Below are 15,710 nucleotides of genomic sequence, written 5' to 3'. Positions count from 1 at the left end.
GCGCCGAGGAGGCTCCCCGCAACGCCCGCGGAAAGCGAAGCGCCTGGAGCGCAAATCAACATACTTGTATAACACAGCCTTTATGAAAAAAACAAAACATTATTAAAATACCAAATACACCAGGAACCATTCTTTAACCAATACAGGATAGGTTAAAAACAGCTATTGAAGAATGAGCCATCGTTCTATTTATTCCTAGACATTCGTAGATATAAATGAATATAACGAATTGGAGGAGGATAAATGAAAGCAATTGTGTACACAAAGTACGGTCCCCCCGACGTTCTTCAACTGAAAGAGGTAGAAAAACCTATTCCGAAAGAAAATGAAATATTGGTAAAAATAAAAGCGACAACCGTTACAGTAGCAGATATTCGGTCACGGAGTTTTACCGTTCCTCCCGCTTTTTGGCTGCCTGCCCGAATAACACTTGGTTTCAGACAACCTAAAAAAGAGATCCTAGGGATGGAGTTAGCTGGAGAAGTGGAGTCAGTTGGGAAAGATATCAAAAGGTTTAAAGAAGGTGACAAGGTTTTTGCAGCATCTCTTGCGGGCTTTGGTGCTTATGCCGAGTATAAGTGTCTGCCGGAAGAAGGGCCAGTATCGATTAAACCATCGAATATAACTTATGCGGAAGCCGCTGCCATTCCAATTGGAGCACGCACAGCATTATATTTTCTTAGAAAAGCTAATATTCAGAGTGGTCAAAGGGTTCTAGTTTATGGTGCTTCAGGAAGTGTAGGAAGTTATGCCATTCAGATTGCCAAGTATTTCGGAGCGAACGTTACAGGGGTCTGCAGTACCACGAATGTGGAATTGGTAAAATCTCTTGGTGCCGACAAGGTCATTGATTATACATCAGAAGATTTTTCTAGGACAGAAGAGAGATATGATGTGATTTTTGAAGCGGTAAACAAGAGTTCCTTTGCAGATTGTATGAATTTGTTAAAGAAGGACGGTACCTATATAAATATCACTGAACCGCTGCCAAGTGTTCCAATGCTATGGACTAAATTGACAAGCAGCAAGAAATTAATATTGAGTCGAAATTCACCTGAAACTTCCGAGGCACTAAACTTCCTTAAAGAACTTGTAGAAACAGAGAAGTTAAAGGTGGTCATTGACAGATCCTATGAGTTTGAAGAGATTGTCGAAGCTCATAGATATGTCGAGAAAGGACACAAGAAGGGAAATGTCGTCATAAATGTGGAACCTAACAACAAAACGTAATAAATGAATCACCATTCTATCAAGATTACATAAGGCTTTATTTTCCTCATAACTTGAAAATAAAGCCTTATTTTCCTCCATACTTTACAAGAAGAACTCCCTTGTTAGGAGTATAAAAAATGCCGAAATGGCGGTTTTTATTTCTTAGTTCTCCGAAAAAAAGATCGTGCAATCACTACGATAGTCAAAGGGAGGATAAGCCAGAGCCAATTAAATGAGTGATTTTCTTCTTCGTAATATGTTTCGTCTTCAAAATTTTCATAAGAAGATGCTGTTTCTATTTCTTCTGGCACTACCGTTGTGGTTTCATTTTCATCAAAACTAACAGTTTCAGAGTATAAATCATCTTCTACTGGTTCATCTTCAGGTATCTGCACCTCCATCTCTTCTAAATCAGCAAGCGTATAAACGTTCCCTTCCTCATCCACATATGTAGGTTCACCATCGTTTGTATCGTTTAACATTAATAAAATCGTTCCAAAAATAAGTGTATTTGATAATATATCGCCAGAAAAATAACGTGTAGATTTTGGATATTTTGCCGTAAGGGAGGAATAAGATGCCGGTTTTGATGTATTGTTTGTTGTACTGCTTGATCTCGGTTTTGGCGTCGGTGAAGTCGTAGACGGCTTGGTAAAGCTAGGACTCGTTCCTCTAGTCCCACCTGTTCGTGTTTTTGCTTCAGCAAAGACATTACAAACTAAAAGACTTAAAACTAAGATTGATAGCACACTTATGATAGTTTTTTTCATTTATAGTCCCCCTAAATAATAATGATCTCAGATTTAAGAACCTGCTTACTTTAATGAAGTTTAATAAAATAATATTAACATATTTTTCCTAATAAAATACTAAAAGCAGTGCGATCTCTGGTCTAATCTCAACTGTTTTTATTTTTTTATTTATATGGATGTTTTTCGGAGTTATCTTTAAAGGAATGGCTCATGTTTTTTTCTTTTCATGAAAACTTTATCAGGAGTACATCGTCTATTTTTTATGAAGGAGGGATGAACTTGGAAGAATTAACTTTGGAAGTATTAATTTCAGAAGATAAGGACGTCATGATAGATGAAATAATGAACAGGTATGGCCAGGAAATTCTCCAGCTTGTTTTTTCATATGTAAATAATCGTTCCATAGCAGAAGACTTAACTCAGGATATATTTGTTAAGTGTTATAAGAGTCTACATACATATCGTGGTAAATCGAAGTTGCGAACTTGGTTGTGGAGCATCGCCATCAATCATTGCAAGGATTTTCTGAAAAGTTGGTACAACAAGAACGTGGTCATAACAGAAGACGAACCTTTACACAACACGACGAAAAAGGAAATGGTCGAGCAGACTGTCATCCAAAGACAAGAGGATGATCAATTGATTTCAGCGATTATGATGCTGCCAATTAAATATCGAGAAGTTATTTATCTCTTTTATTATGAGGAATTGCCCATTAAAGAAATTGCCGTATTAACGGAAGTGGGCACGAACACAGTGAAAACCAGACTTAGACGTGCAAAGGAACTTTTGAAAGAACGATTGGAGGAAATGTGATGGAGAACCGTTTGAAGAACCTAAAAAAGGCCATGGATCAACGGGCATTTACTGAATTGAATTTTACAGAAAAGCATCGCAGAAACATTCGTGGAAAAATTAATCAACAAGCCGAAAAGGACGAGGACATTCTGCTAGCCGTTATGCAACTACTTGTTCAGGAAAAAACAGGCTTCGAATTAACAAAGCTATTGCGGGGAAGAGGTATTCAAAAATTTGAAGACAACGAAGGATCTGTATACACCCTTTTACATCGATTAGAACATTCCGAATGTATCCAATCAAGCTGGATGAAAGCTGAAGCGAAGTATTATCAGTTAACCGATAAAGGAAGAAAGGTGTTGCGGAAGGCTGAAAAAAGACAATCAAAAGGGCAAATTGTATGGAAAGAATTATTTGAGAGGTGAGGCAGTAGTGAACAAAAAACACGTCTTTTTACATGAAGTTCTCTCTCAAATCAAATCGAAGGAAGCAAAGAAATATGTTGCGGATGAATTGAGTTATCACTTAAAGGAAGCTAAAAACGAATGGATAGAGAAGGGACTATTAGAAACAGAGGCTGAGGAAAAAGCGATAAAGCAGATGGGAAGCCCGGTTATATTAGGTCAACAGCTGAATAAGCTCCATCGGCCAAAGGTAGATTGGATCCTTGTGATTCTATTATTGACTATCTTCGGTCTCGGATTTTTACCGATGTTTTCAATCGGCGGTATGGGTGAATATTTATTAACCTCTAAAGTAGTAATTACCTTAATCGGCTGTGCGGCCACTTTAGGGATTATGCTCATTGATTATAGGAAGTTAAAAAAACAAGGATGGTTATTTTATTTAATTGGAGTATTCATTCTATTGGTGTTAAGACTATTTTCGAACACCATGATAAATGGACTTCCATTCCTTAGGATTGGACCGTTAACAATTGAAACGATAATGTCTTTGCCATTCTTCTTCCTTGCCTGGGCTTCCTTATTCAGTTATGAGAGATTGAAGGTCTGGCAATTTAGTGTATTGTTCCTCCTGCCAATCATTTTATTTTCCACGGTACCAAGTATGTCAACAACTTACATATATACCATCATGGTATTTACGATGCTTTGGTGGAGCAAGTTTAGTCGGAAAATGGTTCTTTGGATCTGGGGAGTATCCGTTAGTTTTTTCTTGTTGGTGAGCTTTATTTCTTGGATGTTTTTAAGTTTTTATCAAAAAGATCGATTGTTGGCCTATCTAAACCCGGAAAAATATTCGGATGGACCAGGATTTATGATTTTGCGTGTGAAGGAACTCCTGTCTAAAGCAGGTTGGTTTGGTAACTCCATGAACAATGAATTTATTCCCGAGGCCCATACCAATTTGGTCCTTGTTAGCTTTACCTACTATTACGGCTGGCTTTTTGCTATTGCACTAGTTTTGATTCTTTTCCTATTTGGGGCAAGAATTATTGCCATCACAAGTAGGATAAAAGATTCGTATGGGAGACTTCTTCTCATCGGTGCTGTTGCTCTATATACCGTACAGCTAGCTACTAATATTGGAATGACACTAGGTATATTCCCATTAATTTCAATGTCCTTGCCATTTATTAGCTATGGATTAATGCCCACGCTGCTAAATGCTATTTTAATTGGTATAGTCTTAAGCGTATTTCGCCGAAAGGATCTAACCAGCAAACAAATTTGAGCTCCAGATAAATTTAAGAGCTGGAGAATATACATTACAAAAGTGATGCTTCGATAACGAAGGTCGCTTTTTTTATTGAAATGGAGTGAGCGAAGCTGAAAAAAGCAATGAAATTAAAATTAATTACCTTCAAATTTTAGAAGGTATATTTTTCGAAAATGAAATCTATAAAAAAACACAACTTTGTTCATAGATATTTTTATCCAAAAATCAATCTTCGATTAATTTTGAGGAAAAATATGGTACTTTAGTAGTGTTTTTTGAGAAGTTAGTAAAACGAAGGAAAAATAAATTATAATAATAGTAAGAAAATTATAAATTAATAGAAAGGGGTATTGTGATGAAATTATATATTTCCGTCGACATGGAAGGGATCACTGGGATGGTTGATCATACCCAAGTTGATTCTGGCAAGCATAACTATGAGCGTAGCCGCATTATTATGACGGATGAAGCGAATCATGTCATAACAGCTGCTTTTGATTCAGGATGTAAGGAAGTAGTCGTAAATGACAGCCATTCTAAAATGAATAATCTATTAATTGAGAGGCTCCACCCTGAGACGCAACTGATAACAGGTGATGTGAAACCATTTTCAATGGTCCAAGGCTTGGATAAATCCTTTACAGGGGCGGCATTTGTTGGTTATCATGCTCGCGCCGCATTAAAAGGGGTAATGTCCCATTCAATGATCTTTGGCGTTCGAAATATGTACATAAATGATGTAGCGGTAGGTGAACTGGGATTTAACGCCTATGTCGCAGGATATTACGATGTACCTTTATTGATGGTAGCGGGTGATGATCGTGCAGCCTTTGAGGCAGAGCAGTTAATCCCGGGTGTGACAACCGCAATTGTAAAAGAATCCATCTCAAGGTCTGCCGTCAAATCGTTGACACCGGTAAAAGCGGGACAACTACTCCGCGAAAAAACGGCTATAGCACTAAACCATAGAGGGAAAGTGAAACCGCTTACACCACCAGATAGACCACTTCTAGCGATTGAATTTACCAACTATGGGGAAGCGGAATGGGCAAACCTAATGCCAGGCACAGAAATAGTCCCAGAAACGACCATTGTTCGTTTTCAAGCGAAAGACATTTTAGAAGCATACCAAGCAATGCTAGTAATGACGGAATTGGCGATGAGAACAACATTCTGTTAGGAAGTGGACAAGCATGAATACATATTTCATTAAACGTTTTGCAGCAATGATTATCACGTTATGGCTCATCATTACTACCACATTTTTCTTAATGCATTCGGTACCAGGATCCCCATTTAATGAGGAAAGAACTACAAATGAAGCGGTCCAAAAGAACCTTGAAGCTTATTACCATTTAGATCAGCCACTTATAGCCCAATATGGTAATTACCTAGCTGCACTTGTTAAGTTAGACCTTGGCCCTTCCATTAAAAAATCATCACAGACCGTTAACGACATGCTGGGAAGAGGATTTCCGGTATCATTTGAACTTGGATTTTATACACTCCTAGTTGCCATTTTTTCGGGGATATTACTCGGTGTACTTGCTGCCCTTCGACATAACGGAATCATCGACTATGCAGCGATGAGTATCGCGGTACTAGGAATTTCGATCCCGAACTTTGTAATGGCTACTTTCTTGATTGAGGAACTTGCGGTAAGATTCCCGTTATTTCCAGTTGCTACATGGTCAAGCCCAAAACATATGGTATTGCCGATTTTGGCCTTAGCAACAGGACCAATGGCGATTATCGCCCGCTTAACTCGCACAAGTATGCTTGAAGTATTAACACAGGATTACATAAAAACAGCGAAAGCAAAGGGATTGTCCCCGGTAAAGATTGTCTTCAAGCATGCCTTGAGAAATGCCTTACTGCCGGTTGTTACCGTTTTGGGTTCATTAGCTGCCAGTATCTTAACCGGCACGTTTGTTATTGAAAAAATATTCGCGATTCCCGGGATGGGAAAATATTTTGTTGACAGTATCAATACTCGAGATTATCCAGTCATTATGGGCACGACCGTCTTTTATAGCGCCATTTTGATTTTGATGCTGTTAATAGTCGATCTTGCCTATGGGGTATTAGATCCTCGAATAAAGCTCCATAAAAAGGAGGCGAAATAATGGAACTACGGAAACATGAAGAACGGAATATTTCGCCAGAGGTTCCAGATGAATGGTTTGTTCCTAAAGTACGAAATCAAACAGAGGCAGAAGCAGTCATACGACCGAGCTTGTCCTACTGGAAGGATTCTTGGCTGAGGCTGTTAAAAAATAAATTGGCGATGGCAGGATTAGTTTTCTTAGCCTTCCTAACCTTGTTGGCCATTTTCGGACCGATGATTTCACCACATTCGGTGGAAAAACAATCGTTAACACTGCAGAATTTGCCTCCATCAAGTCAATATTGGTTTGGAACGGATGATTTAGGTCGAGATGTGTTTACAAGAACATGTTATGGTGCTCGAATATCATTATTTGTGGGATTGATGGCTGCCCTAATTGACTTTGTCGTTGGTGTTATTTATGGAGGTTTTTCCGGATACAAAGGAGGCCGAATCGATAACCTGATGATGAGATTTGTGGAAATCCTCTATGGCCTTCCATATTTATTAGTTGTCATTTTAGTCATGGTCGTTATTGGACCGGGATTAACAACTATTATTCTAGCATTGTCCATTACCGGCTGGGTCGGGATGGCAAGAATAGTCCGTGGCCAAGTCTTGCAAATTAAAAACTATGAATTTGTTCTAGCATCGAAAACATTTGGTACGAAAACGGCACGGATTATCCGTAAAAATCTGCTGCCAAATACAATGGGCCCTATCATTGTTCAAATGACGCTTACGATTCCGTCTGCTATTTTTGCAGAAGCGTTTTTAAGCTTTATCGGTCTCGGAATCCAGGCACCGCATGCAAGCTGGGGGGTAATGGCTAACGATGGCTTATCTACTATTCTCTCGGGATACTGGTGGCGTTTGTTCTTTCCAACATTGTTCATTTCATTAACAATGTTTGCGTTTAATGTTTTAGGTGATGGATTGCAGGATGCCCTTGATCCTAAACTGAGGAGGTAGCATCATGGAGAAAATTCTTCAAGTTAAGGATTTACAAGTATCCTTTTCAACTTATGGTGGTGAAGTAAATGCCGTTCGCGGTGTCAGCTTTGACTTACATAAAGGTGAAACCCTAGCGATTGTTGGGGAATCAGGCTGTGGGAAAAGTGTCACTTCTCAAAGCATAATGAGGCTTATTCCCAGTCCTCCCGGAAGAATAACGGGCGGTGAAGTCCTATTCAAAGGCATGGATTTAATTAAATTAAAAGAACCGGAACTGCGGAAACTTCGCGGTGCCAATATATCGATGATCTTTCAAGATCCGATGACTGCGTTAAATCCTACGATGACGATTGGTGAGCAAATCATGGAAGGAATTATCCAACACGAAAAGATATCACGAGACCAGGCAAAAAAAGCGGCTATCGAGATGCTTACACTTGTGGGAATTCCTAGTCCTGAACAACGCTTAAAACAATATCCTCATCAGTTTAGCGGAGGAATGCGGCAGCGAATCGTGATTGCCATGGCGCTTGTCTGCCAACCAGATGTATTAATTGCCGATGAACCGACAACAGCACTTGATGTTACCATACAAGCTCAGATTTTGGAGTTGTTTAGAGATATCCAAAAGAAAACAGGGGTATCCATTATTCTTATCACCCATGATTTGGGTGTAGTAGCACAGGTTGCTGACCGAGTTGCGGTCATGTATGCAGGGAAAATCGTTGAAGTAGGGACTAGGCGGGAAATTTTTTATCAACCCCAGCATCCATATACGAAGGGATTACTTCAGTCCGTACCACGACTGGACATGGAGAAGGAAGAACTTGTTCCGATACCAGGAACACCGCCAGATTTATTTTCCCCGCCGATTGGATGCGCTTTTTCAGCACGATGTCCCTATGCGATGGAAGTTTGTGATAAGGCGTACCCGTTTAAAACACAGCTTAGCAGCAATCATCAGGTTGATTGCTGGTTACTGGACGAACGGGCTAAAAAATTGGTTTCAACATTTGTATAAATTTAGGCTATGTTAAAGCTTATTGTTGATTTTGGCACCCTGTTGATTGGAGCGGAAGGCGCGAAGACTCCTGCGGGAGGACGGGGCAGGGGAGACCCCGCAGGAGCGAAGCGACGAGGAGGCTCCCCGAACCGCCCGCGGAAAGCGAAGCGCCTGGAGCGGAAATCAACAGGCTAGTTTAACAGAGCTTAAATATAAAAAAAAACTGAGGGGGAAAAACATGAAAAAGTTTATGACAATGTTGGTAACTTCTTTGCTTGTATTTGCTTTAGTAGCTTGCACAGCAAATAAAGATGCAGGAAGTGAGCCAAAAAAGGATGATGGAAAAGGAAAGTCAAACGAAAAAGTAGAAAAAGTTGTAAATTGGAATAATGGACAAGAACCTACCTCCTTTGACCCGCCAATTGGCTTTGATGCGGTATCTTGGAATGCATTGAACAATCTTATGGAGGGTCTAACTCGTCTAGATCAGAGTCATCAACCTGCAGCTGCCACAGCTAAAAACTGGGATGTATCTTCGGATGGAAAAACCTATACCTTCCATATTCGTGAGGATGCAAAATGGTCGAATGGTGACGACCTTACTGCTGGTAACTTTGTATTTGCCTGGAAACGCCTTTTAGATCCAAAAACAGGATCATCGGCTGCATTCTTAGGCTATTTCATCGAGGGTGGAGAAGCATTCAACACTGGAAAAGGGACAGCTGATGCTGTGAAAGTAAAAGCGGTCGATACCAAGACGTTTGAAGTAACATTAACAAGCCCGCAGGCATACTTCTTAAGTGTTATTGCAAATCCTGCCTTCTTCCCAATCAATGAAAAAGTAGCAGCAGCAAATCCAAAATGGTTTGCTGAAGCAAGTTCATTCGTTGGTAATGGACCCTTCAATTTAACTGAGTGGAACCATGATAGTGATTTCACTTTTACAAAGAATCAAAAATATTGGGATGCGAAAAATGTTAAATTAGATAAAATCCATTGGGCTATGGTTGATGACGAAAATACTGAATATCAAATGTACACTACAGGTGAGCTTGATTCATCGGACGTTCCGTCTGAATTAGCTGAAAAGCTATTTAAAGAAGGGGACGTGAAGGTAGAAGATCAAGCGGGTGAGTATTTCTACCGTTTTAATCTTACAAAAGAACCTTTCCAAAACGAGAATATCCGCAAGGCATTCGCTTTGGCGGTGAACCAGGAGCAAATGGTTGACCTTGTTACAAAAAATAAAGAAAAACCAGCTTATGGTTTTGTCTCCTACGGATTTAAGGACCCGGCAGGTGAGGACTTCCGTAAAACAAGTGGTGACCTCATTAAAACTGATATTAAGAAGGCAAAAGAACTGTTGAAAAAGGGAATGGAAGAGGAAAAATATACGAAACTTCCGGAAGTAACCCTTACCTATAGCACAAGCGATGAACACAAGAAAATTGCTGAAGCCCTTCAGCAAATGTTTAAAGAAAATTTGGGTGTTGACGTGAAGCTTGCTAATATGGAAAGCAGCGTTTTTGCAACCGATCAAAAAGCATTAAAGTTCCAGCTATCACGAAGCTCATTCCTTGCTGATTATGCGGACCCAATCAACTTCCTGGAAAACTTTATTACTGGATCTCCAATGAACCGGACAGGTTGGAGCAATACTGAATTTGACCAATTAATTAAAGATGCAAAAAATGAAAAAGATGAGAAGAAACGTTTTGAAATGATGCACAAGGCAGAAAAAGTATTATTTGATGCAGCACCAATTATTCCAATTCACTTCTATAATCAAGTTTATTTACAAAATAAGGATGTTACCGGTGTTGTTCGTCACCCAGTCGGATATTTAGAATTCAAATGGGCAGATAAAAAATAAAAAGCGATAGCGCCTATATCAGCGCAGTAATCTCCGCTTATCATCTTGTTATTTCCAAATAAAAGGGATGTTCAAACGAACATCCCTTTTACCCTAGAAACATAGACTTATAGATGGTGTCGAAAAGGGGGTTTTTTAAATGAACGCAGTAAAGCCAAATCGGCTAATAAAGGGAGATACCGTTGGTGTAATTGCCCCAGCAAGCCCTCCGAATCAAGAAAGTCTAGAACGAGGAATCACTTTTTTGAAGGATTTAGGACTAAACGTCAAAGTTGGAAAACATGTTTCCCAAGTTAATGGCTATTTAGCAGGCTCCGATCAAGATAGACTGGAAGATTTCCATGAAATGTTCACCGATCCCAAGATTAAGGCTGTATTTTGTGCCTGTGGCGGTTATGGAACTGGAAGAATTGCCGAGCAAATTGACTATGAACTAATTAAAAACAATCCCAAAATTTTTTGGGGTTATAGTGATATTACTTTTTTACATACGACCATTCGGCAACAATCGGGGCTAGTTACCTTTCATGGGCCGATGCTTGCATCAGATATTGGGAAAGAGGACTCGCACCTATTGTCAAAAGAAGGATTCTTGCAATTATTCGAACCCACTACCTTAGTCTATACGGAACAAATTTCTCCATTAGAAGTTCTTGTGGATGGTGTGGCAATGGGGGAAATCGTGGGTGGGAATTTGTCTCTTCTAGTCAGCACTCTTGGTACAGCTTATGAAATAGATACGAAGGGGAGGCTGCTGCTCATCGAGGATGTGAATGAAGAACCTCGGTCCGTTGACCGGATGCTCAATCAGCTTTATATGGCTGGTAAATTCAGAGATGCTAACGGCATTCTCATTGGAGACTTTTGTGATTGTACCCCAAAAAGGAATCTTTCGTTATCGCTCGACGAAGTCATCGCTCATTATGTTCAACTCGCAAATAAGCCGGCAGTAAAGGGATTTATGATGGGACATTGTAATCCACATATTGCTATTCCATTTGGTGTATCAGCTTCAATGAATACTTATGAAAAAAAATTAATTGTCGATAGCGGCATTATGTAAAGGATGATTAACCCATGATTATTGAGCAAATTGAAACATTCCGAGTTGCTGTTCCATTAATAAAACCGTTTAAGACGGCCCTTCGAACTGTGACGACAGCGGAATCAATTTTTGTGAAAATTACCTGCGACAATGGCATCGTGGGATGGGGTGAAGCACCTCCTACTGTTGTTATTACTGGGGATAGCCTTTCGAGTATTGAAACGGCGATCCACCATGTGATCAAGCCATTTTTACATAAGAAAAGCCTTTTACAATATGAGGTGATTTTTCAGGCCCTAAAGACGCTATTGGTTGGAAATCCAAGCCCAAAGGCTGCCATTGATATGGCCATTTATGATTGTTTATCCCAGTTTTGTAAACTGCCACTCTATCAATTTCTTGGTGGTCATAAAAAGGAAATGGAAACAGATTTTACCGTAAGCGTGAATGGACCAGAGGAAATGGGCGAGGATGCCGTTTCCTATATCCAAAAAGGATTTAATGTCCTTAAGGTAAAGGTAGGGAAAGATGATATTGCTTCCGATATTGAACGAATCCAGGAGATTAGAAGACGGGTAGGGAAGGATATTAAAATTCGACTGGATGCGAATCAGGGTTGGACAGCGAAGGATGCAATCCGCGCTATCCGTAAGATGGAAGATAGTGATTTACGGATTGAACTAGTAGAACAGCCTGTAAAAGCAGACGATATTGAAGGTCTGAAGCAGGTAACGGACGCAGTCGACACACTCATTATGGCTGATGAAAGTGTGTTTACACCGAAACAGGCCTTTCAAGTATTAAAAACGAGAAGTGCCGATTTGATTAATATTAAGCTGATGAAGGCTGGTGGGATCTATCAAGCTCAAATCATCAACCATCTAGCTGAAACATGTGGAGTCGAGTGTATGGTCGGCAGTATGATTGAAACCCGTCTTGGAATTACAGCCGCTGCTCACTTTGCAGCAAGTAAGCAAAACATTAATCGTTTTGACTTTGATGCACCGCTAATGCTAGCTAAAGAAATTGTAGAAGGTGGAGTCCACTATAATAGTAGGTTTATAACAATGCCTGAGGCTCCTGGCCTAGGGATTAAGAGTATTGACGTTGAAGGAGGGGTCTTAATTGGCTAAATGGATTGTAAATGTTCCAGTAGCAACCGTATGGACATCTTTTGATTCGGCACGAGAAATAGATAACGATGCAGTAGCCAATCCGGTGTCGATCGATTCTTGGTTAGAGAGTTTAACGTATGAAACAAGGCTTGAATTATGCAACGAAAACCTTGTTCAAACGCAGTTATTATATGGTGAAGAGGTTATGGTTATTGAGGAGAATGGTGATTGGGCACATGTTACCATTCCTAGTCAGCCAACATCAAAGGAAGACCAAGGCTATCCAGGCTGGGTTCCTAAAACTCAACTAGAGCAGGCCTTTGATGGCTGGAATTTGACAGATGTCCCTGTTGCAGTTGTGACGAGCCGTAAGGGAAAGTTGTTTAAAGAGAATCGCCAATCTAGTATAGAACTCTCTTATTTAACAGCTCTACCTTTTTTATATGAAGCTGAAGGCAAGGTTTACGTTAAAATCCCTGATGGGACTGGCGTTCTTGATTCAGAGAATGTCGTTGTCTCTGATTCTCCTGTTCGAGGAAATGGCCATGCGATTGTATCTGCTGGTGAACAGTTTTTAAATTTACCGTATTTGTGGGGTGGAATGAGTAGCTATGGCTATGATTGCTCAGGGTTCAGCTACGCGATGTGTAAGGCAAATGGGTATGTGATTCCTCGCGATGCACACGACCAAGCAGCTGCTGGAAAAAAAGTTGAAATAGCAGAAATCGAACCAGGTGATTTACTATTCTTTGCTTATGAAGAAGGAAAAGGGAGGATCCATCACGTCGGAATTTATTACGGAGATGGAAAATTACTTCATTCCCCTAAAACTGGGAAAACGGTGGAAATTATTCCGTTAGAAGGAACGATATACGAGCGTGAATTATGTGCTGCAAGGCGCTACTGGGTTGAGACGGAGGCATAATCATGGAAAAGTTATTACAGGTAAACAATCTTAGAAAGCATTTTAACTTAGGTAAAGATCAAGTTTTAAAAGCCGTTGATGGAGTAACCTTTCACATTAATAAAGGCGAGACATTCGGAATTGTTGGAGAATCCGGGTGCGGGAAGTCCACTGCAGGCAGAACCATTATCGGGCTTTATGACGTAACCGATGGTGAGGTTGTGTTTAAAGGGAAAAATATACATGATTTTTCTTCGAAGGAGCGATTTGCTTTTCATAAGCAAATGCAAATGATTTTCCAAGATCCATATGCGTCCTTAAACCCAAGATCGACAGTAAGTGAAATCATTTCTGAGCCGATGGAAGTACACGGCCTGTATCCAAACAAACAGGAACGATTAAATCGGGTCTATCAATTATTAGAAGATGTCGGTTTAAATCGCGAACATGCCAATCGCTATCCGCACGAATTTAGCGGCGGACAGCGTCAGCGGATTGGGATCGCCAGGGCTCTTTCCCTCGACCCTGATTTTATTATCGCCGATGAGCCGATATCTGCCTTGGACGTATCCGTTCAGGCACAGGTCGTTAATTTGCTGATGAAATTGCAAAAGGAAAAAGGATTAACCTACTTATTTATTGCCCATGACCTTTCGATGGTAAAGCAAATTAGTGACCGTATTGGTGTCATGTATTTGGGACAATTGGTCGAATTAACAACAAGTAGTGAGCTATATAAAAATCCGCTGCATCCATATACTCAGGCATTGCTCTCAGCCATACCTATTCCTGACCCAGATATTGAGGACAAACGCGAACGGATTATTTTAAAAGGGGAACTTCCAAGCCCGATTAACCCTCCTAGCGGATGTGTATTTAGAACCCGCTGTCAAATGGCCATGGATGTTTGCGCCAAAGAAAAACCTGTCTGGCAGGAAGTCGAGGATAGCCATTATATTGCTTGTCATTTGTATGATAAAAATAAAACCGGTGATCATGATTATTCTCAGGTTGCTGTCACGAGGTAAGCGATGGACAAATTAAAGGTAAAAATCGAGGAAGAACTCCGTGGCCTCAGTGGCCGAATCGGTTTGGCGATCGAAATAGGGGCCGAGAGTTTTTATGTTAATAGCGAGGGCGAATTTCAATCTGCAAGTTTGATTAAGGTTCCTATTTTAATAGAAGGATTTCGTCAGAGTGAGATAGGCATGCTAAACGTGGATCAATTGGTATCGATTACTAATCATGTAGGCGGGTCTGGTGTATTGCAGGTATTTTCTCGTGATGCGCAGCTGACAATGAAGGATCTCTTGACCTTAATGATTACGGTCTCAGATAATACAGCCACCAACATGTTAATAGATCGATTGGGAATGGAAGTAATTAATAGTTCCTTTGGAAAAATGGGACTTCAACATACCGCACTAAATCGGAAAATGATGGACTTTGAGGCCATTAAACAGGGTCTTGATAACTTTACAAGTCCATTGGATATGTTGAAATGTTTGAAAGTTATCCATGAAGGGCATTATTTAACAGAGGAAAGTCAAGCGGCTGCATTAAAAATAATGAGTTATCAGCAATTTCAAGATAGACTTCCAGGTATGATGGATCTGGACAAGGTATTTGTAGCCAATAAAACGGGCAGTCTTCTTCGAGTGGAACATGATTGTGCGGTGATAACCTATAAGGGGAAAACAGTCTATGCAGCGGTCTTAATGGACCGACTTGATGATGTATTTGTGGGAAAGCAGAAAATAAGTAGAATTGGTAAGCATATCTATGATTATTTATTGGAAGAATCATAGAATTACGAAGTTTTCACCTATCAAAAGGTATCATGTTTCATTAACAGACATTCTTAAGAGTAAATGATAGCCAATTTTATTAGATTGGTATTGTCTTAAGTGTATATCGCCGAAAGGATCTAACCAAATTACAAATTAGAGAACCAGATAGATATAGAAGCCATTAGGAAGATCTAACAAAAGTGATGCTTCGAATACCATAAGCCGCTCTCTTTTGAGGTATCCTCTTAGGAAAAAGCGAATATAAATACAAATATAAAAGCAGTGTGTTTCTCATATGAAATCACACTGCTTGCATCGTTGCTGGAACATCAATTGATGGTCATGATGATAAAGCTAAAATGGAAGAAACAACTGAAATGCCTATTTCAAAAATAAAATTATGTTTAATCATAAATTAACAAATACTTTAGAGTTAATTAATACTTATTTAACATTAGATCGCTATTCTGAAATAGA

16 protein-coding genes are annotated in these 15,710 nt (G+C 39.8%); 15 read left to right on the top strand and 1 reads right to left on the bottom strand.

From position 1 onward, the window contains the following. Positions 1-243 precede the first annotated feature (243 nt). Positions 244-1,230 carry an NAD(P)-dependent alcohol dehydrogenase gene (locus KW850_RS15895; protein WP_218348566.1) on the top strand — a complete coding sequence of 329 codons (987 nt, stop codon included), beginning with the start codon at positions 244-246 and terminating at the stop codon, positions 1,228-1,230. A 137-nt stretch (positions 1,231-1,367) separates the two neighbouring features. On the opposite strand, the gene KW850_RS15890 is transcribed toward KW850_RS15895, so the two are convergent. After that, entirely contained in the window at positions 1,368-1,982 is a 615-nt protein-coding gene (locus KW850_RS15890) for a hypothetical protein (RefSeq protein ID WP_218348565.1), read from the bottom strand. 261 nt (positions 1,983-2,243) lie between these two features. Here KW850_RS15890 and KW850_RS15885 point away from each other — a divergent pair, with 261 nt between their 5' ends. The 14 genes from KW850_RS15885 to KW850_RS15820 all read left to right on the top strand — a co-directional run bounded on the left by KW850_RS15885 (position 2,244) and on the right by KW850_RS15820 (position 15,251). Beyond that, a complete protein-coding gene (locus KW850_RS15885) occupies positions 2,244-2,780 on the top strand; it encodes a sigma-70 family RNA polymerase sigma factor (protein ID WP_218348564.1) in 537 nt (178 codons plus the stop codon). Next, complete coding sequence (locus KW850_RS15880; protein WP_218348563.1) at positions 2,780-3,187, top strand: PadR family transcriptional regulator; 408 nt, start codon at positions 2,780-2,782, stop codon at positions 3,185-3,187. The genes KW850_RS15885 and KW850_RS15880 overlap by 1 nt, the downstream gene beginning before the upstream one ends. A gap of 7 nt (positions 3,188-3,194) precedes the next feature. Then, a complete protein-coding gene (locus KW850_RS15875) occupies positions 3,195-4,457 on the top strand; it encodes an FtsW/RodA/SpoVE family cell cycle protein (protein WP_218348562.1) in 1,263 nt (420 codons plus the stop codon). Between the two features lie 340 nt (positions 4,458-4,797). Further along, positions 4,798-5,622, top strand: coding sequence for a M55 family metallopeptidase (locus tag KW850_RS15870; protein WP_218348561.1), 825 nt, complete (start codon positions 4,798-4,800; stop codon positions 5,620-5,622). Positions 5,623-5,635: 13 nt separating this feature from the next. Next, the gene (locus KW850_RS15865; protein ID WP_218348560.1) at positions 5,636-6,568 is read left to right on the top strand and encodes an ABC transporter permease; all 933 of its coding nucleotides are present in this window, start codon (positions 5,636-5,638) and stop codon (positions 6,566-6,568) included. Beyond that, complete coding sequence (locus tag KW850_RS15860) at positions 6,568-7,521, top strand: ABC transporter permease (protein ID WP_218348559.1); 954 nt, start codon at positions 6,568-6,570, stop codon at positions 7,519-7,521. The genes KW850_RS15865 and KW850_RS15860 overlap by 1 nt, the downstream gene beginning before the upstream one ends. A 4-nt stretch (positions 7,522-7,525) precedes the next feature. Further along, positions 7,526-8,524 carry an ABC transporter ATP-binding protein gene (locus KW850_RS15855; protein WP_218348558.1) on the top strand — a complete coding sequence of 333 codons (999 nt, stop codon included), beginning with the start codon at positions 7,526-7,528 and terminating at the stop codon, positions 8,522-8,524. A gap of 9 nt (positions 8,525-8,533) precedes the next feature. After that, positions 8,534-8,701: a hypothetical protein gene (locus KW850_RS15850; protein WP_218348557.1), complete on the top strand. Its 168-nt coding sequence runs from the start codon at positions 8,534-8,536 to the stop codon at positions 8,699-8,701. A 43-nt stretch (positions 8,702-8,744) separates the two neighbouring features. After that, a complete protein-coding gene (locus tag KW850_RS15845; protein WP_218348556.1) occupies positions 8,745-10,379 on the top strand; it encodes a peptide ABC transporter substrate-binding protein in 1,635 nt (544 codons plus the stop codon). Between the two features lie 139 nt (positions 10,380-10,518). Then, positions 10,519-11,442, top strand: a complete 924-nt coding sequence (locus KW850_RS15840) for a S66 peptidase family protein (protein WP_218348555.1) — start codon at positions 10,519-10,521, stop codon at positions 11,440-11,442. 14 nt (positions 11,443-11,456) lie between these two features. Continuing rightward, positions 11,457-12,557, top strand: a complete 1,101-nt coding sequence (locus tag KW850_RS15835; protein ID WP_218348554.1) for a dipeptide epimerase — start codon at positions 11,457-11,459, stop codon at positions 12,555-12,557. After that, positions 12,550-13,464: a C40 family peptidase gene (locus KW850_RS15830; RefSeq protein ID WP_218348553.1), complete on the top strand. Its 915-nt coding sequence runs from the start codon at positions 12,550-12,552 to the stop codon at positions 13,462-13,464. Before KW850_RS15835 ends, KW850_RS15830 begins: the two co-directional genes overlap by 8 nt. Before the next feature lie 2 nt (positions 13,465-13,466). Further along, on the top strand, positions 13,467-14,471 hold the full coding sequence (locus KW850_RS15825; protein ID WP_218348552.1) for an ABC transporter ATP-binding protein: 1,005 nt from the start codon (positions 13,467-13,469) through the stop codon (positions 14,469-14,471). A 3-nt stretch (positions 14,472-14,474) separates the two neighbouring features. After that, complete coding sequence (locus KW850_RS15820) at positions 14,475-15,251, top strand: serine hydrolase (RefSeq protein ID WP_218348551.1); 777 nt, start codon at positions 14,475-14,477, stop codon at positions 15,249-15,251. Positions 15,252-15,710: the final 459 nt, after the last annotated feature.

Source organism: Bacillus sp. sid0103, assembly GCF_019219025.1.
This window is presented reverse-complemented; position numbering and strand designations above follow the sequence as displayed.

Coding starts and splice junctions, on each gene's coding strand:
- KW850_RS15895 (WP_218348566.1), top strand. CDS start 244: ATGAAAGCAATTGTGTACACAAAGTACGGTCCCCCCGACGTTCTTCAA.
- KW850_RS15850 (WP_218348557.1), top strand. CDS start 8,534: ATGTTAAAGCTTATTGTTGATTTTGGCACCCTGTTGATTGGAGCGGAA.
- KW850_RS15845 (WP_218348556.1), top strand. CDS start 8,745: ATGAAAAAGTTTATGACAATGTTGGTAACTTCTTTGCTTGTATTTGCT.
- KW850_RS15890 (WP_218348565.1), bottom strand. CDS start 1,982: ATGAAAAAAACTATCATAAGTGTGCTATCAATCTTAGTTTTAAGTCTT.
- KW850_RS15870 (WP_218348561.1), top strand. CDS start 4,798: ATGAAATTATATATTTCCGTCGACATGGAAGGGATCACTGGGATGGTT.
- KW850_RS15825 (WP_218348552.1), top strand. CDS start 13,467: ATGGAAAAGTTATTACAGGTAAACAATCTTAGAAAGCATTTTAACTTA.
- KW850_RS15840 (WP_218348555.1), top strand. CDS start 10,519: ATGAACGCAGTAAAGCCAAATCGGCTAATAAAGGGAGATACCGTTGGT.
- KW850_RS15855 (WP_218348558.1), top strand. CDS start 7,526: ATGGAGAAAATTCTTCAAGTTAAGGATTTACAAGTATCCTTTTCAACT.
- KW850_RS15860 (WP_218348559.1), top strand. CDS start 6,568: ATGGAACTACGGAAACATGAAGAACGGAATATTTCGCCAGAGGTTCCA.
- KW850_RS15820 (WP_218348551.1), top strand. CDS start 14,475: ATGGACAAATTAAAGGTAAAAATCGAGGAAGAACTCCGTGGCCTCAGT.
- KW850_RS15865 (WP_218348560.1), top strand. CDS start 5,636: ATGAATACATATTTCATTAAACGTTTTGCAGCAATGATTATCACGTTA.
- KW850_RS15835 (WP_218348554.1), top strand. CDS start 11,457: ATGATTATTGAGCAAATTGAAACATTCCGAGTTGCTGTTCCATTAATA.
- KW850_RS15880 (WP_218348563.1), top strand. CDS start 2,780: ATGGAGAACCGTTTGAAGAACCTAAAAAAGGCCATGGATCAACGGGCA.